Below are 24,157 nucleotides of genomic sequence, written 5' to 3' on the forward strand. Positions count from 1 at the left end.
GCTGTGACCGGGTTGCGGGCCGGGGACGCCCCGGCCGTCAAGGGCGACCGGTACAAGTGGGTCGCGTTGTCCAACACCACATTGGGCATGCTGATGGCCACGCTGGACGCCTCGATCGTGATCATCGCGATGCCGGCGATCTTCCGCGGGGTCGGGCTGGATCCGCTGGGGGCCGGCAATATCAGCTATCTGCTGTGGATGATCATGGGCTATCTGCTGGTGACAGCGGTGCTCGTGGTCGCGTTCGGGCGACTCGGCGATATGTTCGGCCGGGTGCGGATGTACAACCTGGGCTTCGCCATCTTCTCGGCCGCCTCGCTCGCGCTCTCGCTCGATCCCATGACCGGCGGTTCCGGTGCGCTGTGGCTGATTTGCTGGCGCATGGTGCAGGCCGTCGGCGGCGCGATGCTGATGGCCAACTCCGCGGCCATTCTCACCGACGCGTTTCCCGATGAACAGCGCGGAATGGCGTTGGGCGTCAACCAGATTGCCGCCCTCGGCGGGCAGTTTCTCGGGCTGGTGCTCGGCGGGGTGCTCGCCGCCATCGACTGGCGGGCTGTCTTCTGGATCAATGTGCCCATCGGCATTATCGGCACCATCTGGTCCTATCGCAGTCTCCGGGAAACCGGGGTCAGCAAGCGAAGTCGGATGGACTGGTCCGGAACACTCACCTTCACAGTAGGTTTGGCCGCGATCCTGGCCGGGATCACCTACGGCATCCAGCCGTACGGCGGGCACACCATGGGGTGGAGCAGTCCGATGGTGCTCGCCGGGATCCTCGGCGGCATCGCACTACTCGGGTTGTTCTGCCTCATCGAGACGAGGGTGGCCGAGCCGATGTTCGACCTCGCCCTGTTCCGTATCCGAACGTTCGCGGCCGGTAATTGCGCCGCCCTGCTGACCGCCATGGCGCGCGGCGGACTCCAATTCATGTTGATCATTTGGCTGCAAGGCATTTGGCTGCCGTTGCACGGCTACGACTATGCCGACACCCCGTTGTGGGCCGGCATCTACATGCTGCCGCTGACCGCGGGCTTCATGCTCGCCGGTCCGCTGTCCGGCCTACTGTCCGACCGTTACGGCACCCGGCCGTTCGCCACCGGCGGATTGGTGGTGATGGCGCTGTCGTTCATCGGATTACTCATGCTGCCGGTGAATTTCGACTACCCGGTGTTCGCCGCCCTGATTCTGCTCAACGGCATCGGCCAGGGCGTGTTCTCCTCACCCAACACCTCCTCCATCATGAGCAGCGTCCCGCCGACCCGGCGCGGCGTAGCCTCCGGAATGCGCGCGACATTCCAGAACTCCGGCATGTCCCTGTCCATCGGAATCTTCTTCTCCCTCATGATCGTCGGCCTGGCTTCACACCTGCCCCAGTCACTGGCAGGCGGCCTCCAACAGCAGGGTGTTCCCGCCGACGTCGCCGCGCACCTCAGCCAACTACCACCGGTAGCAACGCTGTTCGCCGCATTCCTCGGCTACAACCCCCTGGGCCACCTCTTAGCCCCCAGCGGCGTCCTGACCACCATCCCCGCCGACCACGCCCAAAAACTCACCAGCACAACTTACTTCCCACAACTGGTCGCCGACCCCCTGCACCACGGCCTGATCATCGTATTCACCGTCGCCACGGTAATGACCGTGGTGGCCGCGATAGCCACCGTGCTGCGCCCCAACGACCCGGGCAAATCCACCCGCCACTCCCGCTGACCAACTTCAGCGGATCAACTGGTCTCCAGCGACTTTCGGATTTCGGTGGCGATGTCGAGCTGGGCTCGGGCGGCGGCCAGGCCGGCTGTGGTGTCCGCGGCGGTGCGCTGGGTGGCGGCTGAGATGTACTGGGCTACACCGGATTCGATGGAGGATACGGCGTCGGTAGCCAGTTTCAGTTGGTCGGCCGCGGCTGCGGACGGGAGGGCGGCCAGGGCTACCAGGCGGTCGTCCCAGGACAGGGCTGCCTGCTCGAGTTCGGCCCGCAGGACGAGGGTGGTGCCATCGTCGAGAGCATTGGCGGTGCGGAGGGCGGTCATGGTGTCGCGGAGGCGGCGGTGCAGGCGGGGGGCGGGGTCGTGGGAGCCTGCCCAGGAGGCGGGCGCCTGAGTGGGGGTGCCCGGGACTACCTGGTTCGCGGCGCTGACCGCAGTCTTCTGGCGTTTCGAGAGCAGCGCTATGCCGCCACCGATCGCTGCGATCAGCACTATCAGAACTACGAGCACCCACACCATCGCTACACCCTCATCCGCTAATTGTGGTGTCCGGGCACCGTGTTCGGCGGCCGGGGCACCGTGGTTCGCCCGGTGGCCGTGTGATGGCCGTGCAGTCCGTTGTACACCAGGATGATCGCCACGATCGCGACGAGCACCGCCACGATCAAGGCAATGATCTTGATCTTGCTCCAGGGGCGGTCGCCGGCAACCTCGCCGGTGAGGCCGTTGATGTACACCTGGTACGGCTTGTCCATATAGACGACGGTCAGCAGCCAGATCGGCAGCAGCAGATGCTTGTATGCCAGCCAGTTCCACGAGGTATTGGACTCGTGGACGATCTGACGGTCGCCACCGATCGCGGCATGCACCGTGCTCTCGATCGCCTGCTCCATGCGCTGTTGCGCCTCGGGCAGCGACTGTTCGGCATCGTTGTCATAGGTGCGGCACAGGTGGCCCGCGACGAATTCCGGTGAGTACGAACGCGCTTCCTCGACCGGCCAGGGCTCCAGCGCGCGAATGCGCGAGCGGTTCAGGTTCTCATTAGCGAGCACCGGGAGATCCGCGAACTGATTGCTCACCTCGCCGGAAGCCGGATACCAGCGCGTGTGGGTCTCGTAGATCGGATCGCCGTCTTCATCGGTGCCGGTGCGCACCTGATAGTCCTCGCCGCGTTCACCCCGATACCAGGTGTCGGTATCGGCGTCGTAGGTGAAATACGCCGTATAGAGGCTCGAGAATGCACCGATCCGCCGGTATTTGCGGAACTTCGACGGTGCGAACCATCGCCCGGAGAACCACTTGTCGACCAGATCCCGGGCCTGCTTCTCACCGACATGGAAGGGCAGCAGCCCGTCCACCGGTAGCCGTGCGGGCGCATTGTGCACATCGTCGCGCTGGATCGGCGTCGCACAGTAGGGGCAGCGGGTGGCGGTGAGAGTGCCGTTGAATCCGGTTGTCCCGCCGCAGTTCTGACACTTCACCTCCCACTCCCCCGTGACCTGCGGCCCGGCCTGCCCGGCCTGGATCTGCCGCAACTCCGCGATGGCCGGCCCGAGTTCGCGCGCCTGCACCGGAGTGTTCGGCACAGTGATGGCAGAGCGATTACCGCAGTTGGGGCACAGCAGATCCTGTCCCACCGGATCGAATCCCAGCTGCCCGCCGCAGGACGAACACGGGTAGGTACGAGTCTGCTCGGTGGTGTGCAGCATGGCACGATCCGGAACCCGTTGCGGCACAGGCGCTGCCGGAGCAGCCGTCTGCGGCGCCGGAACAGGGGCCGTGAATACCGGCTGCGGCGCAGGCGCGTATCCCGTCGGAGGCAGCGGCGGCGGCCCGGCAGGCAGCGGCGGAGTCCACGGCCGCGGCTCCGCGGTCGGTAGCGGCGGCGGTGCGGCTGATTCCCGAGGGGGAAGCGGTGGGGGTGCGGCCGGGTACGGCGGCTGGTTGTCGTTCACAAAAGCTCACTCGAGGTGACGGAAGCGACGGTTACACCGTTGCTGCGGAGAGACTTTCAGGATGCGCGCAGCGCTAGTGCGGCGGCAGTGGCGGAGGGGTACCCGGTAGCGGCGGCGGCGCGGCGAAGAGCGTCTGCAGCGCGGGAACCGTGGAGGCGGCAACCCATCCCGCCATACCCTCGGCCCACACATTGGTGTCGCGGGTGAGCTGTCCGGCCGAAACATACTGGCGCAGTTGCTCGATCGGGAACGGCCCGACCGCCTGCCCACCATTGTCGAAGTGGAAGACCTGCTGACCCGGCAGCGGCGGCGGAGCGGCCTGTTGCGCCGCACCCGGGGCCTGCTGCTGCGCGGGCTGTGCGAAACCACCCTGCATCTGCCCGGCCATCTGCCCGCCCAGCACCATGCCCATTCCGGCCTGCATCGCGGCTCCCATTCCCCCACCGGGGTTCTGGGCGGCGGCGAGCATGGCGTCGGCGGCCTGCATCTGCTGGTAGCGGTTCAGGTCGACATTGTTCATGAACCCGCCGGCCTCGACACCGCGGGCGACACCGCGCGTCATCGCCTGCTGGATCTCCTCGGGCAGCGAGATCGACAGCGTGACCTGATCGACGCCGATACCGAACCCGGACAGTCGCTGCGCCACGAATTCGCCCAGCTTGCCGGACAATTCGACCTGACGACCCTGCAGATCGATGGCCCCGAGCCCACTGGCGAGCACCATATCGGAGAAGGCCAGCGCCATATTGTTGCGCAGCGTCTCGCTCAAAACATCGGCATCGACCTCGGCATTGGTGCCGATCATCTGCCGCAGGAACACCTCGGCATCGGTGACCTTGACCATGGCGGTGCCATTGGCGCGGATCTGCACCATCCGGAAGTCGGGATCGCGCACAGTGACGGGTTGCGGTGTGCCCCAGCGCATATCGGTGACCGGCCGGGTATTGATGAAATACACCTCGGACCGGAACGGCGAATTGAAGCCGTGGCGCCACCCCTGCAGGGTGGACATGATCGGCATGTTCTCGGTGGTGAGCGTGTAGTGCCCGGGCCCGTACTGGTCGGCCAGCTGCCCCCGGTAGACGAAGACCGCGCGCTGGCCCTCCCGGACGATGAGCTCCGCACCGTTCTTGATCTCGTTGTCGTAGCGCGGGAATCGCCACGCCAAGGTGGTGCGGGTGTCGTCGAGCCACTCGATGATGTCGACGAATTCGCCCCGGATCATGTCCATCAGGCCCATGAAGTCTCCTGTTCCTCCCTTCGGGCACAAGGCCCGCCCAGCGCGAGTATCGCACAGGGGGCGTGTGCCCCAGTGCCTCTCGTCATCTCCCTATCGATGGGACCACACGGACTGTTAATAAATCATGAGCAAGTCCCGGAAACAGCCGATGGCCCGCACGGAGCTCCGTGCGGGCCATCGATCGAATGCCTACTTGCGGCCGGTGAATTCGTCCATGGAGTGGTAGACGCCGACGCTGTTGAGGTAGAAGTCGCGCACCTTCAGCGGCAGCAGGCCGGAGATGGCGCGATTGAGCCGCGAGGTCCAGGGCAGCACCACCAGCGCCGCACCCTTCTTCATCTCCTCCCAGGAGGTGTTCACGACCTCGTCCTGCTCCAGGATGGGGGTGAACAGGAAACCCTTGGCGCCGTCGAACATTCCGGTATTGATGTAGGTCGGGCAGACCGTGGTGAACTTCACGTGCTCATTGCCGGACTGCTCGAGCTCCAGTCGCACCGAGTCCGACCAGCCCAGCGCCGCCCACTTGGAGGCCGCGTACACGCTCATGCGCGGATTCGCGACGAGCGCCGCCGACGAGGCGATGTTCAGCACCCGCGCCTCACCGGTGTTCTTCACCATCGCCGGCAGGAACTCCAGCGTGATGTACATCGGCGCAAGGGAATTGATGGCCATGGTTTTGTCGATATCGGCCCGGTTCTCGGTCTCCCAGAAGTAGCCGTTGCCGCGCACGATGCCCGCATTGTTGATGAGCACATCGATATCGCCGACCTGCTCGCGCACCGCCGCGCCGTTCTCGGTGATGGCGTCGCGATCGGAGACATCGACCACATAGTGGTGAATGCGGCTGCCGCCCAGGGCCGTCAGCTCGGCCGCGGTCTCCTTCAGCGCCTGCTCATTGATATCCCAGAGCACCACATCGGCGGCCTGTTCGCGCACCGCTCGCTCCGCGAACGATTTGCCCAGCCCCATAGCGGCGCCCGTGATCAGGACCTTCTTGCCCGCTACGTTCTTCATACCCTGCTGCTCCCCTGCTCGGATTTTCGGCGAATCACTTCTGCCGCAACGACTTCATGACGCCCAGGTAGACGGTCATGGTCTTGGCCCACAGCTGCTCCGACATGCCCGGCAGCGGGGCGATGGGCAGCATGCGCTGCACCGCGATGGTCTGGGTGTCGACGTACTTGAGCAGCCCTTCCGGGCCGTGCCGGCGACCGGTGCCGGAGATTCCGAGCCCGCCGGACGGTGCGGCCACCGAACCCCAGGCGGCGATGAAGCCCTCATTGACGTTCACCGAACCGGCATTGACTCGGGCGGCGACCGCACGCCCGCGGTTCGTATCCCGGCTCCACACACTGGCATTGAGGCCGTAAACGGTGTCATTGGCCTGCGTCACGGCGTCGTCGTCGCTGGCGACGCGGTACACCGACACGACCGGGCCGAAGGTCTCCTCCCGGAATACCGTCATGCCCTCGCGTACCTCCGCGAGAATCGTCGGCTCGTAGAAGTACGGGCCCAGTTCGGGGCGCGCCTTACCACCCGCGAGCACGGTCGCACCCTTGGCGACGGCATCATCGACATGCTTACTGACAGTGTCGATCTGGCGCGGGAAGGTCAGCGAGCCGATCTCGTAATCGAAGTCGAGGGTCTTGCCGAGCGTGAGCTTCTTGGTATTGGCGACAAATTCGGTGACAAACTGGTCATACACCTTGTCGTGCACATAGATTCGCTCGATCGATTCACACAGCTGCCCGGCGGAGGCGAAGCAGGCGCGCACCGCGATCTTGGCGGCGGCGGAGACATCGGCGTCTTCCAGCACCAGCAGTGGGTTCTTGCCGCCGAGCTCGAGGGAGTAGCCGATGAGCCGCTCGCCCGCCTGCTGGGCAATGGTGCGGCCGGTGGCGCTGGAGCCGGTGTAGTCGACGTAATCGGCGCGCGCGATGACCTCGGGGCCGAGCTTGGCGCCGCGGCCGAGTACGGCCTGCCACAAGCCCTTCGGCAGACCCGCGCGCTCGGCGATATCGATGGCCCACAGCAGCGTCAGCGCGGTCTGATTGTCGGGGCGGCCGATAACAGCATTGCCCGCGAGCAGTGCGGGCAGCGCATCCGAGGCGCCCAGCGCGAGCGGATAGTTCCACGGTGAGATGACCGCGACCACGCCCTTGGGCCGGTTGCGCACCTCCACCTGGGTCAGCAGCGGCATGACGCCGCGCGGCTTGCGGTGCGCGAGAATGCGTTTGCCCTCGGCGGCATAGAAGCGGGTATTGACCGCGACATCGGAGACCTCGTCGAACGCGTGTACACGCGACTTACCGGTCTCGATCTGGACGATATCGAGAATGGTGTCCTGCTCGGCGAGCACCAGATCGTGAATGCGGCGCAGCAGCGCGGCACGCTCCCCGACCGGCACCTCGGCCCACTTCTCCTGGGCGCTGCGCGCGGTGGCGAAGGCGGTCTCCACATCGGCGACCGAGGACTGCGGCAGATCGACGATCTTGCGGCCGGTGGCCGGAGCGAAGATCTCGACCGACGGCGCACTGCCCGCGACCGCATGGCCGAGCAGTCGCTGTACCAGGTCGAACGGCAGTGCATCGGCGGCGGCGAGCTGCGGGGCAGTCGACATTGGTCGCCCTCTCGAGGAGTCGGACGCGGGTGGGGCCCGCTATTTACTGAACACCGATGTTAGGTGAACACTAGTGTTAGATTAATGGGCGTGACGCACCTCATGTCAAGCCGTACACGCGGTGGCCACCTATGACAACGGCCGCCACCGCGGCCCGTCGCGGCCGCCCGCCGCAGACGGCGCAACAGGCCGATCAGGTGCGTGCGCGAATCGTCCTGGCCACCGCCGACGTCTTCGCCGAACACGGTTCGCGCGGGCTGAGTGTCGCCCGCATCATCGATGCGGCCGGGTTGGCCAGGCCGACCTTCTATCGCTACTTCGCCAATGCCATCGAACCCTTGCACGCGGTCCTGACGCTCTCGAACGATGATTTGGTCGGCGGCATTCGCGCCGCGCTCGAGCGCACCGAAGAGCCGGTTCAGCTGGGCATCAATATGATCGAGGCCTACCTCTACTGGGCGAGTGGCCACGGCCCGATGCTCTCCCCGCTCTTCGCGGAATTGCACGACCCAGGTTCCCCCGTCTCCTCCTACCGGGAGCGGGCTCTCGACGATATTCGCGAACTCATTCGCGCCAAGTTCGTCGAACTGAGCCGCCCGGTTCCGGCTCCACTGGATCTGGACACCGCCCTGCAAACCTGCGAGTTTGTGGTCTACCGGATTTCCGCGGGCGGGGAACCCAGCCCCGAAACCATCGCAGCGGCCCGCCTCACCATGATTCGCAGCGTGCTGGTCACCCTCGGACGCCGGGAAGACGTCGAATACGCCCTCACGATCCCCGGCCTCTTCACCACCGATTGAGTTTCACCGCCGGTCCGGTAGCCATCGCGCAACCATGTGGCAATGCCGACTGCGCTCGAGCTCGCCGCCCAGCCGCTCACACCGAACTGCGCTCGGATCGTCGCGGGAAGAGATCGGCAGCGACTCATCCCTCTACGCCTACCATCGCCGAACTCCGTTCGTGGACGCGCTCTTTCAGCACGAATTGCCGATCCGGCCGCGCCCGCACCAGGGGTACATCAAGCTGTCACTGCCCGGCCCGGAGCCCATCGCAGCGGGCACCCACGATGGGGATCGAGCGCGGCGGCGTCTCCTGGTTCGTCGGGCGGACGGATAGGTCAGGAAGCGCGCACGCCTGATACCACCTACCGTGGGATATGCGCACTTTCGTACATCTGCTGCTTTTCGCCTGTGCCATTGCCATTGCCGTCGGTACGTTCGGCCCACTGCTCGGCACGGTCGAAGCTCAGCATGTCCGGCTGGAGGATCTGCGTAATGGGTTCGGTTCCGGACAATCCCTCGATCAGGCCGGCAATCAATCCGTCTCACTGGTGATGTCGCTGGCGATCGTCCTGCTCGGCGTCGCGGCCGTCGTGCTCCTGGCCGCGCTCTTCGGCTCCCGCGTACTGGGCTGGCTCGGCGTCCTGGCCGGCCTCGCCAGCCTGGGCGTGCTCACCTGGCGGCTCGACGAGAAGTTCGACCACCAGCTACGCACGGACTACCGCACCCTTCTCAACGGCAGTTGGGGCCTGTACCTGGTCGGCGGCGGTCTCGTCCTGGCCCTGCTGTGCCTGCTGATTCCGCGCGAGCGGGTCGTCCGCGCCATCCCGCAGTAAAGGATCGCCCGCAGTGGTGAATCCCCGCGCCGCTGTGGTTGGCGGCAGCGAACCAGAGTCGCGGTCACCGCCGCTAGGGGGCGCTCGGCACGGGATCGGGCTTGCTCGCGCGTTCGAAGCGCATGGCGGGGTCGGTTACCTTGCCGTAGCGGAGTTTCGGGAGGTCGCGGAGGTAGTTCATGTGGAGTCTCCAAGGGGCGCGGTCGCCTTGTTTGGGGAGGCGGTCGAGGGCGCGCAGGACGTAGCCGGGTTCGAAGTCGAGGAAGGGGGCGGTGCCTACGGAGGGGTCGCGGATGGGGGTGGCTTTGGCGTAGCCGTGCGAGTCCATATGGCGGAGCAGGCGAACTACGTACTCGCACACCAAGTCTGCCTTGAGAGTCCAGGAGGCGTTGGTGTAGCCGATGATGAAGGCGAAGTTGGGGACGTCGGAGAGCATCATGGCCTTGTAGGCCATGGAATTCGGGAGTTCGATCGGCTGACCGTCCACAGTCAGGGCGATATCACCGAAGGCTACGAGGTTCAATCCCGTTGCGGTGATGATGATGTCGGCCTCGAGGTCGCGGCCCGATTCCAGATGCAGGCCGGTCTCGGTGAAGGTCTCGATGCGGTCGGTGACCATCTCCAGCTTGTCCTGCCGGATGGCCCGGAACAGATCGCCATTGGGCACCAGGCACAGCCGCTGATCCCACGGGTTGTACGGCGGATTGAAATGGGTGTCGATGTCGTAACCCGCAGGGAGCCAACGCTCCTGCAGGCCGTGGATCCAGGCGCGCATGCGTTTCGGATAACGCTGCGAGATCTGGTACATCGCGGTGCTGAAGCCGACGTTCTTGGCGCGCGCCAATCCGTATGCGGCACGGGCGGGCAGGATTCGGCGCAGGCGGTCGGCGATCACGTCCCGTGCGGGCATGGAAATGATGTACGACGGTGAGCGCTGCAGCATGACCACGTGCGCGCCCTGTGCGGCCAGCGCCGGTCCCAGAGTTACAGCGGTCGCGCCGGAGCCGATGATGACGACCCGCTTACCCGACACCTCCAGCTGGTCCGGCCAGTGCTGCGGATGCACGATAGGACCGGGGAAGCGTTGCATGCCAGCGAAATCCGGGGTGTAGCCCTCGTCGTAGCGGTAGTAGCCGGAGCAGCTGAACAGGAAGTTCGCGGTAACGCTGACCGATTCGCCGTCATGGTCTGCGGTCACCGTCCACAGGTCGTCCGCCGAGGACCATTCGGCCCGCACCACCCGGTGCCGGTACCGGATGTGCTTGTCGATCCCGCCCTCGGAGGCGGTGTCCCGCACGTATTCGAGGATCGAACCGCCGTCGGCAATGGCCTTGTCACCCAGCCACGGCCGGAACCGGTAGCCGAGGGTGAACATATCGGAATCGGAGCGAATCCCCGGGTAGCGGAACAGATCCCAGGTACCGCCGATCGCATCGCGCATTTCCAGAATTGCGTAGGTGCGCCCCGGAAACGCGCGCTGCACATGATAAGCGGCCCCGACACCGGAGAGCCCGGCACCGACAATGAGCACATCGACGTGCTCGGGCGTGCTGCTCATCGATACTCCTTCGATTCGCATGATTCCGGCGCTCGCGGCTGAGCTCGCAAGGTAGCGGCCGGGCGGTGCCTGCGCACCCTGCCACCCAGCGTATCCAGCGTGGAACCTGCACAGGGCCGAAGCGGACTACGAACGCGAGAAGAATTCGGCGACGAGTTCGGCGACGAGTTCGGGCGCCCGTTCGTCGATGCCGAAATGGTCGATGCCGGGGAAGGTGTGGCGTTCGGCGACCGGAATCACGGTGGCCAGCCGGTCGTGATCGGACTCGGTGCTGGCGCGGCGGTCCTCGTCGCCGTCCATGAGCAGAACCGCGGCCGAGATCTCCGAGTAGTGCGGATAGGTGTCGTTCAGGCGGAGGAGCTCGCGGTGTTCACGCAGGTTCTCAGCGAGTTGGCTTGTGACCACGTCTTTCTGGGATGCCTTCATGAACATGGGCATCATGCGGCGGAACATCCAGCGCGGAATCTTGCGCACGCCCTCGGGGCCCATATCGCGGACGAATTCGACAAACGCGTCGAAGGGTTTGCCCTCGGCGAGATACTTCTCGTAGGCGGGCATCCAGCCTGCGGGCACCGCACCGGCAATGGACACACCAGGCTCGTACAGCGCCAGTTTGCGCACACTCGCATTGCCGCGTGCGGCTTCCAGCGCCACCAATCCGCCATAGCTGTGGCCGACAATCAGTTCCGCACCGGTTTTGTCCTGTACCGCGCGCAGATCCGCACAGTCCTCGGCAATGCTGTAGTTCGCGCTCTGCGGACCACTGTCCCCGCGCCCGCGCCGCTCCATGGTGTGCACGGTGAAATTCGCACCCAGGGCCTGCGCGAACCGTGCGAAGCCACGCGCCACCGAGAGTGCGCCCGGCACCACGATCACCGCGGGACCGGTGCCGATGGTCAGATACGCAATGCGCGTCCCATCAGCGGAAATCACGGAATCCGCCACTTGCTCGATCTTCGGCTCGGCCACGAGAATCCCTCCGACCATCGCCCGTGCGCACCCTGAAATCGCACAGCCACAACGGTATTCCGAGGCCACACTACGCCCCGCCCCGGACACCCGCATCGCATCGATCCGGGCAGCCGATCACCAGGAACTGAGGGCGGCATCGTGCGAGAGCGTCCCACCTTCAGTTCCTGGTGATCATGAAATGGCTAGGCGCGCAGGCCGCTGGCGCGCAGGACGCGGCGGCCGATGGCGGCGCGGATGGATTCCTCTGTGCCGAGGACTCGGACGTGGCGGCGGGCGCGGGTGATGGCTGTGTAGAGCAGTTCTCGGGTGAGGAGGGTGGATTCGGGGCCGGGGAGGACGACCGAGACGGTGTCGTACTGGCTGCCCTGGCTGCGGTGGATGGTCATGGCGTAGACGGTGCTGACGCCGGGGAACTGGGTGGGGTGCACCAGGTACGGCTCGGTGCCGCGTTGCAGGGCTGCGCGCAGGGTGCCGTCGGGGGCGCGCACGATGACGCCGGTGTCGCCGTTGTAGATGCGGGCCTCGTGATCATTGGCGGTGACCAGCAGCGGCTGCCCCGGATACCAGTGTCCGGGACCGGGATCGGTGCTGATTCCGGCGGCGACCACCCAGCTCGCGGCCAGGCGGTCCCAGCGTTCGACGCCGTACGGGCCCTGGCGGTGCGCGCAGAGCAGGCGATGCGATTCCAGCGCCGTGAGCGCGGCGGTGGCATTGCCGGCGACGGCGGCATCGGTGGCGGTCTGCGCGGCCCGCAGTACGTCGGCGCGCACCTGCGCGGTGTCGTCGGGGCCGTGCAGGGTCAGTTCGGTGCCGCCCGCGACGAGCAGCTCCCAGGCGGTATCCGCATCGCCGGCGCGCACGGCTACGGCGAGTTCGGCAATGCGACCGCCGAAGCGACGGCCCCGGGTGAGGCGAACGATGCCGCCGCGCAGTCGTTCTCGCTCGCGGGCGGAGAGCGCATCGGGATGGCCTGCGGTAGCGCGCAATTCGCCGCCGAGGATCGTATCCAGGGCCGGATTCGCCTGGCCCGCAATCGGTCCGGCGACGAGGTCGGCGAGCACCGCGCCGGCGTCGACAGAGGCCAGCTGATCCGGGTCACCGACGAGCACCAGGCGGGCATCGGGCCGGACGGCGGGCAGCAACCGGCTCATCATGGTCAGCGACACCATGGAGGTTTCGTCGACCACGATCACGTCATAGGGCAGCCGGTTGAATTCGTGATGCTTGAATCGGCTCGCGCCACCACGCTGCCAGCCCAGCAGGCGGTGCAGGGTGGCGGCGGTGAGCTCGGGCAGGCCGATGTCACCGGCCTGCTCGCGCACCGACTCCTGCAGTCGCGCTGCGGCTTTGCCGGTAGGTGCGGCCAGGGCGATGCGCAGCGCGGGCGCGCCCGGCACGGCCTGCTGATGGGCCACCAGCAGCGCCAGCACGCGCGCGATGGTGTGGGTCTTACCGGTGCCCGGGCCACCCGCCACGACGGTGGTCCACTGCGTGGCGGCCAGCGCCACCGCCAGCCGCTGCCGATCCGGTGGCTCCCCCGGCCCGCCCTCACCGGGGAACAGCCGATTCAGCTCGCGCCGAACCAGTTCCGCATCCACCATGGGCTGGGTGGTGGAACGCTCGGTGAGCACCTGCCGAATAGTCTCTTCCTGCCGGTAGTACCGATCCAGGTAGAGCAGCGGACCCGCCTCCGACCCAGGTGGATCGATCAACCGCAGGGGTCGCAGCGGCCCCGCCGAACTCCCGCACACCAGCGGACTCTTCCGCAGCGCCGCAATCACCTCGTCCACATCCGGCCACGGCAGCGTCGCCGGATCGATCGAAGACTCCTCGGTCCCTTCGGCATCCACACCGATCTCGTGCATCCGCCGCACTTCCAAGCACACCGACCCGGACCGCACCGCGCGCACAGCCAGCGCGGTCGCGAAAAGCGCCGTCTCCGAATTCTCCTGCCCCAACCGCCCCAGCCGATACGCCACATGCAGATCCGCCGCCGACAACACCCCGGCGGCGTTGAACGTCTGCAACAGCCCAGTGCCTCGCTGTGCCAACTGAATCGACGTCATCGAACCGCCACCCGACCGAAGCCCGCCATGCCACACTGGCCGCGTCCCAATCGGTTTCGGTGGATCCCGGCCAAACGCACGCCGGGATGACGGGGGGATGTCACGACTTCACGCGTGCGACTCAACGGTCTGCCTCCGGGTTCGTCAGTTCGCCTGCGAGCAGGAGGGAGAGGTCCTCTACCAGGGCAGCGGGGGGCTTCCAGTCGAAGACGCCGCAGCCGTTCGGGGTGTCGGGGCCGATCATGCCGCGGACGAAGAGGTAGCGGATGCCGCCGAGGTGCTGGGCCGGGTTGTAGCCGGGGAGGCGCCAGCGCAGGTAGCGGTGCAGGGCAGCGGAATACAGGATGGCCTGGAGGGGGTAGTGGGAGCGCATCATTTCGGCGGCCATGCGTTCGTGGGTGTAGTGGGCGACGGTGAGGTCGCCGGTGCCGATGCGGTTGGTCTTGTAGTCGACTACGACGAAAGACGGGCCGGCGGTGCGCAATACGGCGTCGATACTGCCGGTGAGGTAGCCGCGCAGCGGGGTGTCGTCCAGGTGCGCGAGCTGGTCGGCATAGGGGGCGAAAACATCGTCGGCGGCGAGATGGCAACGCAGTAGGTCGGCAATGCGGCGCACCGTGACCCGGGTCGGGGTGGGGTTGTCGCCACCGGCGAGGGGCAGTTCGAAATCCAGTTCGCTGAGCCGGTCGCGGGCGGAAATCTGTGCCAGGGAACCGAATCCGATCGGGGTGTGCATGACCGCGAGGAGTGCGTCGGCGAGCACCTCCGGATCGGCGTCGAACATCTGCTCGGCGACGGCGTGCCGGCAGCGGGTCTGCATTTCGGCGGCCAGATCGATGGCATCGGTGTCGACATACTCCAGGATTTCGTGCACGAGCGTGCCGAATTCCGCGCCATAGGGCAGCGTATTCATGAGAGACGGTGCGGCGGTGGCGAAGACGTCCACAGCGTCCTCGAGCACGCTCGGGGTCTCTGGCTCATCGCTGACGCCGCCACCGTCGGGCTGATCCCCGACAGGCACGGTATCGTGCGCGCCGGCGGTGAGTGCCGAGTACGAGGTGCGCCGCCACTCCTGATCCAGGGTGCGGTCGAAATGCGCGACGGCCAAGGTTTCAGGCATGGACGCCGCGTGGTCGCGTTGCAGCCTGGCACGCCTTATCTCGTGTACCGGCTCGACGGCGATCACGCCCGGTTCAGCGGTCGACGCCCATTCCGAAATGCGTTTGAGCACTACCGAATCGGCCGGTACCGCGACCTTGTCGGCCACCGCCGGACTGCCGGGCTCACGGCCCAGAATCATGCGGTGCAGCGGCGCGGTCTGGGTGTCGAAGGCCGGTGCCCACCAGGCCACCACCTGTGCGCCCGCACGGGTGAGCGCCACATACAGCAGCCGCAGTTCCTCGGCGGCCTCCTCGGACTCGGCGCGCGGCTTGCGGGTGCTGTATCCGGAGGCGTCCGGGCCACCGACATCGAGCACGCGGCGACCCTGCTCGTCGTGGAAAAGCAGCGTCGGCGGATTGCGCAGTTTGGCGGCATCCCATGCGAAAGGCAGGTAGACGACCGGGAATTCGAGCCCTTTACTGGCGTGCACGGTGGCTATCTGCACGGCTGCGGCATCGCGGTCCAGGCGGCGACTGCGGCCCGCGACGCTACCGGAGGCGGGATCGCGCACCCGATCACCGAGCCAGCGGGTGAGCGCGCTCAGGCCCACACCCTCACGCAGCGCGGCATCGTCGAGGAGTTGGGCAATGTGGCGCAGGTCGGTGAGTTGCCGCTCGCCGCCTTCCAGCGCGAGCAGTCGCGGGGCCAGGCGGGTTTCCGCGCTCATCTTCTCGAAGACGGCGGCGAATCCGGCGCGGGCGAACAGCCGTGCCGAGTCTCGCAATTCGGCGCTCAGCCGTCCGACGAGATCCGCTCCGCCGGAATCGATCTCGTCCGCTGCGAGCCCGAGCAGCGCGGTACCGGCGGCCAGGCGCACCCGATCGGCGCGGTGCGGCTGCTCCAGAGCGTGCAGCACCCACAGCCATTCGGTGGCCGACGGTGTGCCGAATACGCTCGCGCCGCCTGCCAGCACCGAGGCCACTCCGGCCAGCTCCAGCTCCTTGCGCACCAGGTCGAGCTGATTGCGATTGCGCACCAGGATTGCGATATCACCGGGACCGAGCGGCCTCTCGCCCGCGGTCCCGGCATTGATGCGCGTCCCGGACTCGAGCAATCGCACGATATCCGCCGCCACATCGGTGGCAATGCGTTCCCGCTGCCGCCCGACGGTCGGATAGCCGGACCGGTTCAGCGCTCCCGCGCCGGTGCGCGGAAGACACCGCAGCCGGAACGGAATCACCGATTCGGGTGCTCCGGAAAGCCGGGTGTAGGGACGGGTCGCCGCCACCGCGTGCACGGTAATTTCCTTGTGCCCCAGCGCCGCACCACCGTGCAGGTGCTCCAGGGCGGCGAGCAGTCCGGCGTCACTACGACGGTTGGTGGTGAGCTCACGCCGAGAATCGGCGTGCGCCACCGCATCCAGATAACTCAGCACCTCAGCGCCGCGGAAAGCGTAGATCGCCTGCTTGGGGTCGCCGACCAGCACCAGCGTGGTGTGCCCATGGAAGGCGCGCCGCAGAATGTCCCACTGCAGCGGATCGGTGTCCTGGAATTCGTCGACCAGCGCCACCTGGAACCGGTCCCGAATCCGCTGGCAGGCCCGCGGCCCGTGCTCCGAATCGGCCAGCACATCGTGCAGCAGCACCAGCAGATCGTCGAAGTCCCGAAGCCCCGAAAGCTGTTTGCGCCGGGCGGTTTCCGCGCGCGCCGCCTTCGCGAACGCCACCCGCTCGCCCGCCGGATCGTCGTCGGACTCGGCCTCCGGCACCAGCATGGCGGCGCCGTCGCCCACCGCCGCGGCAGCCAGCCGCTGCGCATCGGCCGGACTGAACGGCGGGATGTCCCGCGCGTACCGGCTCAGATACAGATCATCGGCAACGGTGGACACCACCTCATCGACGTTCTCCACCAACCGCACTCCGGGGTCCTGCTCCCCCGCCAACCCCAGCTCGTCCAGCATCCGCTGACAGAAACTGTGCGTGGTCGCAATCGTCCCGGCATCGAAATCCGACAGCGCCGCCAGCAACCGCTCGCGCCGCGCCGCCACCTCCCCCGGATTCGCCTGCGCCAGATGCCGAATCAGCTCATCCCCCTGCGCCTGCGCCCGCTCCGGATCAGCCAGCGCCGCCGCCACCGCTACGAACCGATCCCGCGTCCGCTCCCGCAACTCCTGCGTGGCCGCCCGGCTGAACGTCACCAGCAGCAGCTCCGAAATATCGACCCCGGCCTCGGCCACGAAACGCACCGCCAGCCCGACGATCGCGTACGTCTTCCCCGTCCCCGCACTCGCCTCCAGCACCGTCGTCCCCACCGGCAACGGCCCGGTCAGCTGAAATCCATTACCCAAATCTCCGACCGAAGTGTCGGCATTCGAATCCACGGAGGTAGCACCCGATCCGGTTGCCGATCCCGGCTCATCCGCTGCCGCCCAGAGTCCGTCGCCTATCGGCCGAGATGTCCCGGCATCGACCCCTTCCGCGCGAGACCCGGTCAGCTCACCCGACCGGCGGCCCTGCTCACGTGCGCCATCGACCGAACCCCGCGCATCGCCATCAGCGGCGCGGCCGTTCTCAGGGACGACGCCTTCGACCAGGCTGAAGAGATCCGCGCCGTCGTCGCCGGCCGGAGCATGGCCGGGGTGTGAGTCGCCGCCCGCCGCGTCGCCGCTGCGGCGACGGGCGCGGGTGGCCGCCGGGCGGACGTCGAGGTCCGGGTCGGCGATCGAGAACAGGTCGTCGGTCATCCGCGCCTTTCGTTTTCGGGGGCGGACCGCGGGGTCGGGTGCGGGGTGATCATGGCTGGCTTTGATTCTCGTTGGTGAGCAAGGGGTGCCACATGCGGCGCGCCAGTTCGCCGAAGCGGGTCGGTTCGACTTCCATGGCGGCCGGAGCGGTGGTGAGGGTTCCGGTGAGCTGATGGAAGCGCGGGGTGGGGCCGAGGACGTAGCGCAGGTAGCGGTCGGTGTGTTCGCCGTAGCGGCCGGGACCGTCTTTGCCGCCGTCGAATTCCTGCTCGGCCGCCAGTAGCGATTCGTCCGCCGAGGCGCCTTGGCAGCGGCGTTCCGCGTAGGCGGCCGAGGCGGCCGGTGCGATGGGGAGCGCCTCGGTCAGGCCCTCGTCACGCAGTGCGCACAGGTCGCGCAGGAAGGCCCGGGCCGCAGGGGCATTCGGGGCGGTGAGGGTGGATTGCCAGGCGGGGCGGGCATGTTTGCCGCGACCGATGGTGATGGCCCGCCAGCTCTGATGGTCACCGGCGGCAGCAAGCGCGAGCAGCCGAACCCAGGCCGCCATGCGATGTTTCGGGGCGAGCCGGGAGAAGGTCGTCCGCAGCAGCGCATCGTCGTGCACATCGGGGACGGTACCGGTGAGGCGGCGGCCGTCGCCCAGGTCCACGGCGATATCGATGGTGCGGGCCGGGATCTCGTGCATCGGCTGGGCAACCCGCACCAGGCGGTCGACGGTGGTCTCCACCTCGTCGAGCACGGCCGCACCGAGCGCGAACGGCGGTAGCGTCCCGCGCCGCCATTCGGCCGCGCGCAGGGCATTCGGGTCGACGCCGGTGAGCCGGGCATTCAGCATGCGTTCGCCCATACCCCATTTGGTGAGCCCGTCGAGCTCGATGGGCAGCCGGTCGGCAATCTCCTCGGCGCTCTCGGGCACCCGAATCCCCAAGCGCTGCCACAGGAATGCCCGCACCGGGTGTTCGACGAAGGAGACCAGGTCGGCCAGCTCCACATCACTACGCTCACTGCCGGGCAGAGCGGCGGCCAGGAACGGCGGGCGCGGGGCGGGCGCCTGCTGCGCGGCGAGCGCACCGGCCAGCGCGACACTGTCGAAGCTGAACGGCTTGTCGGCCCGGAAATTGCGGCGATCGAAGGGCTGCAACGGATGACGCGTGACCACCTGATCCAGCGCCGGTGCACCGACGTGTGCCCGCACGGTGTCCAGCAATTCGGCGAGCGGAATGGCGGGCGGCCGATGCGCGCCGGTGACCGGATCGGATCCGGTGTGCAGCAGGACAAGTCGCTCCCCCGCCGCCATGATGGCATCCAGCAGCAACTGCCGATCCTCGCTGCGCGGATCGCGGTCGCCGGGCAGACGGTGCCGCCCCAGCACATCGTCCCCGTCCGCGCCGCCGGCGCGCGGGAACACCTCATCGTCCAGACCCAGCAGCACCACCACGCGATGCGGCACCGAACGCATCGGCACCATGGTGCACACCGTCAGCTCGCCGGTACGGAAGTTCGCACGCGAGGGCCGTCCGGCCAGTCGTGCGGCCAGCAACGCGGCAATATCGGTGAGCCGCAGGGGAATCTGCGCGGCATGCTCGGTGGCGGCGGCCAGCTCGCGGCGCGCCTGCACCCCCATCCAGCCCTGGCTGTACGGCACCTCGGTGAGCAGATCGAGCGCGCGTCCCAATACGGTCGCCCATTCGGCGGCGGGCCGCGCGGATCCGGCCGGTTCGGCGAGGGTGGGCCCGCGCAGATCGCGCAGGCATACCGCGAGCCGGTCCACGAACTCCGCGAAGCGCCCGGCCAGATCGATGTCATTGCTGTCGACATCGTCGAGCGGCAGCACCAGATCCAGCCAATCCTCGGTGGATTCGCCCGCGGCCACACCGAGCAGGATGCGGTCGACGGCGGCATTGAGGGTGTTCTGGGCGAAGTCGCCGAGCCCGAAGGCCTGCCGCTGCCGCAGCCCGATCCCCCAGCGCGCGCCGGTCTCCGCGGACCATTCGCGGAGCCGCTCGATATCGTCGTCGTCGAAGCCGCAGCGCAGCCGAATCGGTTCGGTCGCAGCCAGATCGAGGACCTCGGTGACGGTGACACGACCGTCCGCGAGCTCCAGCAGTGTGGCGATCACATCCAGCAGCGGGTTCACCGCGCGTTGCGCGCGATCGGCCAGCCGCACCCGCAGGCCGTGTGCGGGATGCCCGGGCTGGGTCCCGTCGAGGGACCACTGCCCGAAGGCGGCGCGTACCAGCGGTGCGTAACTCTCGACATCCGGGCACATGACGATTACTTCGCGCGGCTCCAAAGTCGGGTCCGCGGTGAACAATCCGAGCAGCGCATCACGCAGCACCTCGACCTGCCGCGCCGGACCGTGGCAGGAGTGCACGGAGATACTGCCGTCGGCGAGTGCGGGTTCCGGCATGAGCGACCATCGGTCCTGCCGGATGGCGGCCTGCAGTTCCGACAGCAGGGTGCGGGCCACGGCGGTGTCGGGCCGCGGGTGATAGGTGTCGATGTGATCGTAGGCGGCCAGTCGCTGCTGCAGTTCGCGCACATCGCGCCCGAGCGCGGCGAGCAGCGGATGCCGCACGCGCACACCCGAATTCGGGATCACCTCGGCATCGGCCAGCTTGGTCCACAGCGCCGGGCTGGGATGCACCAGCCACAGGTGCACGCTACGCCCGGCCGACAGGGCCGAGAGCACCTGCAACTGGTCGGTGGTCAATCGCGTCACACCGAAGAGCGAAATCCGTTCCGGCAGCGACACCACAGCCGGTTCGGCGCGCAATCGCGCGCAGGCGGCATCGAGTCGCTCGGCCGGACTCGGCGTACCGACCGCTGCTCGCAATCGCCGCCACAGCATGGGCTGCCACACCAGATCGGGAGGCAGAGCGTGGCCTGCGCCATCGGTATCGGAACCGGCCGCCCAGTCTGTGATCATGGCCGGGCGTTGCATCGCATATCCGCCGAAGAGCTCGGCAATGCGCGCCGCCGTCGCATAGCGCCGGCCCACCCGATGCCCACCCGGATCACCGTTGCCGAGATGCCGGGCCAGTACCGCGCTCCACGGTTCGGTCAGCGCGGCGTCGAGCACCGGCAGCAGGGTCCACACCACCCGCTCGGGCGCCCACGGATCCTCTTCGGGGATCAGCCCGGTCGCCTCCGCCAATACCCGGGCCACCAGTGCGGCCGGATCGGCGAAATCGATATTGGCCGCCACCCCGTCGGCGTGCGCGGCGCTGCCGAGCACCACGCCCAGCCGCTGCTGCAGCCAGCGCTCGACGCCCTTGGCAGGGACAGCGACCACTTCCGGGGTGAACGGATCGCCGAGCGGATCGGCGACCAACTCGGCGAGCGCGTCGGCGAGCGTGTCAGCACGCTCCGCACGATGAATGTGCACGACCTGTGTTTATACAGCCAGCGAACGATATGCAATCATCTGGCTCTACGGTCGGCCGCGTGACACCCACCACACGCCCGCGATTTGCTAGGGCGCGCCACTCCGAATTTCTAGTGTGGTATGCGACAGTGCATTTCGGGGAGATCGTTGGTCCATCACGAAAGGCTGGTTGCGCGATGTCTGCGTCTGTGATTCCCATGATCCCGAGACGCGGGTTCACCGTCCGACGGGTCGGAGAGCGCTGGGAGCTGGTGAATTCCCGCTACTACGGTCGCACCATCGTCCTGCAGAGCTGGGCCAGGGATGAGCACACCGAGGCGTTCGCACACTGCTATCGCCTCAACGGCCGCCGTGTCGAAGAACTCACCGCCGCATTCCGCTGATCGATTCGGGCGAGTCGCGAATCCGGGCGCGCCGCATTGAAAGCGCATGCGCGCCACCGGCCGAACAGCGGACTCGCCGGAACCGATCGCGAAACACCCTGTGACAGCGGCATTTCGATAGCACATGGGGCAAACCAGCTCAAGACGTGCAAAACAGGCATTGCGGTGTCTATTGTTTCCCTCCGTGCGTTCCCCGAAGGCCCGGCGCTCCCGCGTGGCCGCCTCCACCTGCCTCCTCGCCGCCGCTGCACTGATTCCAGCCGCGCCGGCATTCGTCCCTATCGCCGGCGCCAAGCCGGTGCTCATGCAGGGCTGCCTGCAGGGATTCGACTGCGATATGAGTAATCGAATAGCCGCGGTCGACAACTATCTCGCCGGTCGACCCGGTGTCACCGGATATGTGATGCGTGACCGCGTCTCGGGCGGCATGTACCGGAATGGCAACGCGGACACCATGTTCTGGACCGCGTCCACCATCAAACTCGCAATCGCGGAGGATCTGCTGAATCGCGCCCGGGTGGGCGCCATCACGCTGGGCCCCGACGATCGCGCCACCATGGAGGGCATGCTGGCAACCTCCAATGACGCGGACGCCGACATCCTCTGGAACAAATTCGCCGGGATCGATCGGATGTCGTTCAACAATGCGTTCCGCGCCAACGGCATGAGCGGGCTCACCCCGCTGCCGCCCACCGCCTCGCTGGAGCAGGTGAAGCTGTTCCCGGACTGGGGCTTCCAGCAGTGCACCCCGGGCGATCTCGATCGACTCATGGATAACGTCCTGACCCGCATGAATCCGGACGACCGGGCCTATCTGGTCGACCGCATGCGCAAGGTCGACACCAATCAGCACTGGGGCGTGTGGGGCGCGGGCGCGGCCATGACGCCGGGCCTGAAGAACGGCTGGTCCGATGAGCAGGGCGGCTGGGTCGTGAATTCGGTCGGCTTCGCCGGGCCGGGCGAGCGCTACACCCTCGCCATCATGACCGAGCAGGGCCCGGACGGGACCTATACGGACGGCTCCGAGACTACGACGCACGTCGCGCAGATGTTGTTCGCGGGACGCTGAGCTGGTTGTTCGACCGACACTGAGCAGGACGCCGAGCGCGGCCCGGAGATACCGGGCCGCGACCTGCCACGGTGCGCATGTCTTATAGCCCTGAACTCCCATTCGTATTGTATTTTCAGATCTGCTGTCCTTTAAGTCGGTTTCCGAGTGGTCCTGGTTCGTCGTCGCACCTCACGTCCCACTACTCTTGGGCGTGAAGTGTCGTAGTTTCACCGTCTGGGTTTCACCGTCTGGCTAGGAGCAGGGACTAGATGAACGCCGATAATTCCGTCGCACAGCGCCACCGCGTGGTGGTGATCGGGTCCGGGTTCGGCGGCCTCTTCGCTTGCAAGCACCTGCGGAAGGCCGACGTCGACATCACCCTCGTCTCCAAGACCTCGACCCACCTGTTCCAGCCACTGCTGTACCAGGTGGCGACCGGCATCCTGTCCGTCGGCGAGATCGCGCCCGCCACCCGCATCGTGCTGCGCAAGCAGCAGAACGTGCGGGTCATCATGGGCGATGTCAACGATATCGACGTCAAGGGCGGCACGGTCACCTCACGGCTGCTCAACCAGGACACGATCACCGGATTCGACAGCCTGATCGTCGCGGCCGGCGCGCAGCAGTCGTACTTCGGCAACGATCACTTCGCCACCTACGCGCCCGGCATGAAGACCATCGACGATGCGCTCGAGCTGCGTGCCCGCATCCTCGGTTCCTTCGAAGAGGCCGAGCTGGCCACCGATCAGGAGACGCGCGACCGGTTCATGACCTTCGTGGTCGTCGGCGCGGGACCCACCGGCGTCGAATTGGCCGGGCAGATCGCCGAACTCGCGGACCGCACCCTCGACGGCACCTTCCGCAATATCGACACCCGCGACGCGCGCGTCATTCTCGTCGAAGGCGCGGGCGCGGTACTGGCGCCGATGGGCCCGAAGCTCGGCACCAAGGCGTATCAGCGGCTGGAGAAGATGGGCGTGGAGATCCAGCTCAACGCCATCGTCACCAATGTGGACGCGCGCGGGGTCACCATCAAGGACGGCGACGGCAGCCGGCGCATCGAATCGGCCTGCAAGGTGTGGTCGGCCGGTGTGCAGGCGAGTGGGCTCGGCAAGATCCTGGCCGACCACTCCGACGGCACCCAGATCGACCGTGCCGGACGCGTGATCGTCGAACCCGACCTCACCATCAAGGGCTACCCGAACGTCTTCGTGGTCGGCGATCTGATGTCCGTACCGGGCGTGCCCGGACAGGCGCAGGGCGCGATCCAGGGCGGCACCTACGCAGCGAAGGCCATCAAGGACGGTCTCGCCGGGCACCAGCCCGCGGAGCGCAAGCCGTTCAAGTACTTCGACAAGGGCTCGATGGCCACTGTGTCGCGGTTCTACGCGGTCGCCCAGGTGGGCAAGCTGGAGTTCAGCGGGTTCTTCGCCTGGCTGGCGTGGCTGGCGCTGCACCTGTACTACCTGGTTGGCTTCCGCAGCCGCTTCGTGACGGTGCTGGAGTGGTTCACCTCCTTCCTGGGCCGCCACCGCGGGCAGATGGCCGCGACCGAGCAGTGGGTGTTCGCCCGGCTCGCGCTCGAAGCGCTGGATGATCCGGACGAAGCGCGCGAACTGCACAAACAGATCGGCGGCGAATCCTCTTCTGCCAACGGCAAATCCGTGGCGAACGACAAGGTGGCTCCGGACACCGAAACACGCGCGGGCTGACCCCACGGTCCACGGGCCCATGACCCGACCAATCCGGCATGCCAACC

17 protein-coding genes are annotated in these 24,157 nt (G+C 67.2%); 7 read left to right on the forward strand and 10 right to left on the reverse strand.

What is annotated here, in order from left to right:
* The first annotated feature begins 87 nt into the window (after positions 1-87).
* On the forward strand, positions 88-1,710 hold the full coding sequence (locus tag JWN03_RS17245) for an MFS transporter (protein WP_297615768.1): 1,623 nt from the start codon (positions 88-90) through the stop codon (positions 1,708-1,710).
* 14 nt (positions 1,711-1,724) lie between these two features.
* Here JWN03_RS17245 and JWN03_RS17250 read toward each other — a convergent pair whose 3' ends face one another.
* From JWN03_RS17250 to JWN03_RS17270, 5 genes are all read right to left on the reverse strand, one after another.
* Positions 1,725-2,225: a hypothetical protein gene (locus JWN03_RS17250; RefSeq protein WP_297615704.1), complete on the reverse strand. Its 501-nt coding sequence runs from the start codon at positions 2,223-2,225 to the stop codon at positions 1,725-1,727.
* Between the two features lie 17 nt (positions 2,226-2,242).
* Entirely contained in the window at positions 2,243-3,661 is a 1,419-nt protein-coding gene (locus JWN03_RS17255) for a hypothetical protein (protein ID WP_297615706.1), read from the reverse strand.
* A 73-nt stretch (positions 3,662-3,734) separates the two neighbouring features.
* On the reverse strand, positions 3,735-4,901 hold the full coding sequence (locus JWN03_RS17260) for an SPFH domain-containing protein (RefSeq protein ID WP_297615708.1): 1,167 nt from the start codon (positions 4,899-4,901) through the stop codon (positions 3,735-3,737).
* Positions 4,902-5,090: 189 nt separating this feature from the next.
* Positions 5,091-5,915: an SDR family NAD(P)-dependent oxidoreductase gene (locus tag JWN03_RS17265; protein WP_297615709.1), complete on the reverse strand. Its 825-nt coding sequence runs from the start codon at positions 5,913-5,915 to the stop codon at positions 5,091-5,093.
* Positions 5,916-5,949: 34 nt separating this feature from the next.
* A complete protein-coding gene (locus JWN03_RS17270) occupies positions 5,950-7,521 on the reverse strand; it encodes a succinic semialdehyde dehydrogenase (protein WP_297615711.1) in 1,572 nt (523 codons plus the stop codon).
* Positions 7,522-7,652: 131 nt separating this feature from the next.
* Here JWN03_RS17270 and JWN03_RS17275 point away from each other — a divergent pair, with 131 nt between their 5' ends.
* Genes JWN03_RS17275 through JWN03_RS17280 form a run of 3 tightly spaced genes read left to right on the forward strand, consistent with a single transcriptional unit; the run spans position 7,653 to position 9,136 of the window.
* Entirely contained in the window at positions 7,653-8,321 is a 669-nt protein-coding gene (locus tag JWN03_RS17275) for a TetR/AcrR family transcriptional regulator (protein ID WP_297615713.1), read from the forward strand.
* A 34-nt stretch (positions 8,322-8,355) separates the two neighbouring features.
* A complete protein-coding gene (locus JWN03_RS45520; protein WP_366914439.1) occupies positions 8,356-8,637 on the forward strand; it encodes a tRNA-dependent cyclodipeptide synthase in 282 nt (93 codons plus the stop codon).
* 40 nt (positions 8,638-8,677) lie between these two features.
* Positions 8,678-9,136 carry a hypothetical protein gene (locus JWN03_RS17280; protein ID WP_297615715.1) on the forward strand — a complete coding sequence of 153 codons (459 nt, stop codon included), beginning with the start codon at positions 8,678-8,680 and terminating at the stop codon, positions 9,134-9,136.
* 73 nt (positions 9,137-9,209) lie between these two features.
* On the opposite strand, the gene JWN03_RS17285 is transcribed toward JWN03_RS17280, so the two are convergent.
* The 5 genes from JWN03_RS17285 to recC all read right to left on the reverse strand — a co-directional run bounded on the left by JWN03_RS17285 (position 9,210) and on the right by recC (position 20,964).
* On the reverse strand, positions 9,210-10,694 hold the full coding sequence (locus JWN03_RS17285) for a flavin-containing monooxygenase (protein ID WP_297615717.1): 1,485 nt from the start codon (positions 10,692-10,694) through the stop codon (positions 9,210-9,212).
* A 126-nt stretch (positions 10,695-10,820) separates the two neighbouring features.
* Positions 10,821-11,663, reverse strand: coding sequence for an alpha/beta fold hydrolase (locus JWN03_RS17290; protein WP_297615719.1), 843 nt, complete (start codon positions 11,661-11,663; stop codon positions 10,821-10,823).
* 185 nt (positions 11,664-11,848) lie between these two features.
* Positions 11,849-13,732, reverse strand: coding sequence for an exodeoxyribonuclease V subunit alpha (gene recD / locus JWN03_RS17295; RefSeq protein WP_297615721.1), 1,884 nt, complete (start codon positions 13,730-13,732; stop codon positions 11,849-11,851).
* Between the two features lie 121 nt (positions 13,733-13,853).
* Complete coding sequence (locus tag JWN03_RS17300; protein WP_297615723.1) at positions 13,854-17,576, reverse strand: UvrD-helicase domain-containing protein; 3,723 nt, start codon at positions 17,574-17,576, stop codon at positions 13,854-13,856.
* A 49-nt stretch (positions 17,577-17,625) separates the two neighbouring features.
* On the reverse strand, positions 17,626-20,964 hold the full coding sequence (recC, locus tag JWN03_RS17305; RefSeq protein WP_297615725.1) for an exodeoxyribonuclease V subunit gamma: 3,339 nt from the start codon (positions 20,962-20,964) through the stop codon (positions 17,626-17,628).
* Positions 20,965-21,140: 176 nt separating this feature from the next.
* Between recC and JWN03_RS17310 the strand changes: the two genes are divergently transcribed.
* The 3 genes from JWN03_RS17310 to JWN03_RS17320 all read left to right on the forward strand — a co-directional run bounded on the left by JWN03_RS17310 (position 21,141) and on the right by JWN03_RS17320 (position 24,110).
* On the forward strand, positions 21,141-21,347 hold the full coding sequence (locus JWN03_RS17310; protein ID WP_297615727.1) for a hypothetical protein: 207 nt from the start codon (positions 21,141-21,143) through the stop codon (positions 21,345-21,347).
* Positions 21,348-21,519: 172 nt separating this feature from the next.
* Entirely contained in the window at positions 21,520-22,416 is an 897-nt protein-coding gene (locus JWN03_RS17315; protein ID WP_441343006.1) for a tat pathway signal sequence, read from the forward strand.
* Positions 22,417-22,667: 251 nt separating this feature from the next.
* A complete protein-coding gene (locus tag JWN03_RS17320; RefSeq protein WP_297615731.1) occupies positions 22,668-24,110 on the forward strand; it encodes an NAD(P)/FAD-dependent oxidoreductase in 1,443 nt (480 codons plus the stop codon).
* The last annotated feature ends 47 nt before the right edge of the window (positions 24,111-24,157 follow it).

The organism is Nocardia sp. (assembly GCF_025465275.1).
In the GTDB taxonomy this organism is placed as follows: domain Bacteria; phylum Actinomycetota; class Actinomycetes; order Mycobacteriales; family Mycobacteriaceae; genus Nocardia.

What these genes read in the sequence shown, in the direction of transcription:
- JWN03_RS17245 (WP_297615768.1), top strand. Translation starts at nt 88, where the DNA reads ATGCTGATGGCCACGCTGGACGCCTCGATCGTGATCATCGCGATGCCG.
- JWN03_RS17250 (WP_297615704.1), bottom strand. Translation starts at nt 2,225, where the DNA reads ATGGTGTGGGTGCTCGTAGTTCTGATAGTGCTGATCGCAGCGATCGGT.
- JWN03_RS17260 (WP_297615708.1), bottom strand. Translation starts at nt 4,901, where the DNA reads ATGGGCCTGATGGACATGATCCGGGGCGAATTCGTCGACATCATCGAG.
- JWN03_RS17265 (WP_297615709.1), bottom strand. Translation starts at nt 5,915, where the DNA reads ATGAAGAACGTAGCGGGCAAGAAGGTCCTGATCACGGGCGCCGCTATG.
- JWN03_RS17270 (WP_297615711.1), bottom strand. Translation starts at nt 7,521, where the DNA reads ATGTCGACTGCCCCGCAGCTCGCCGCCGCCGATGCACTGCCGTTCGAC.
- JWN03_RS17275 (WP_297615713.1), top strand. Translation starts at nt 7,653, where the DNA reads ATGACAACGGCCGCCACCGCGGCCCGTCGCGGCCGCCCGCCGCAGACG.
- JWN03_RS45520 (WP_366914439.1), top strand. Translation starts at nt 8,356, where the DNA reads ATGTGGCAATGCCGACTGCGCTCGAGCTCGCCGCCCAGCCGCTCACAC.
- JWN03_RS17280 (WP_297615715.1), top strand. Translation starts at nt 8,678, where the DNA reads ATGCGCACTTTCGTACATCTGCTGCTTTTCGCCTGTGCCATTGCCATT.
- JWN03_RS17285 (WP_297615717.1), bottom strand. Translation starts at nt 10,694, where the DNA reads ATGAGCAGCACGCCCGAGCACGTCGATGTGCTCATTGTCGGTGCCGGG.
- recD (WP_297615721.1), bottom strand. Translation starts at nt 13,732, where the DNA reads ATGACGTCGATTCAGTTGGCACAGCGAGGCACTGGGCTGTTGCAGACG.
- JWN03_RS17300 (WP_297615723.1), bottom strand. Translation starts at nt 17,576, where the DNA reads ATGACCGACGACCTGTTCTCGATCGCCGACCCGGACCTCGACGTCCGC.
- JWN03_RS17310 (WP_297615727.1), top strand. Translation starts at nt 21,141, where the DNA reads ATGTCTGCGTCTGTGATTCCCATGATCCCGAGACGCGGGTTCACCGTC.
- JWN03_RS17320 (WP_297615731.1), top strand. Translation starts at nt 22,668, where the DNA reads ATGAACGCCGATAATTCCGTCGCACAGCGCCACCGCGTGGTGGTGATC.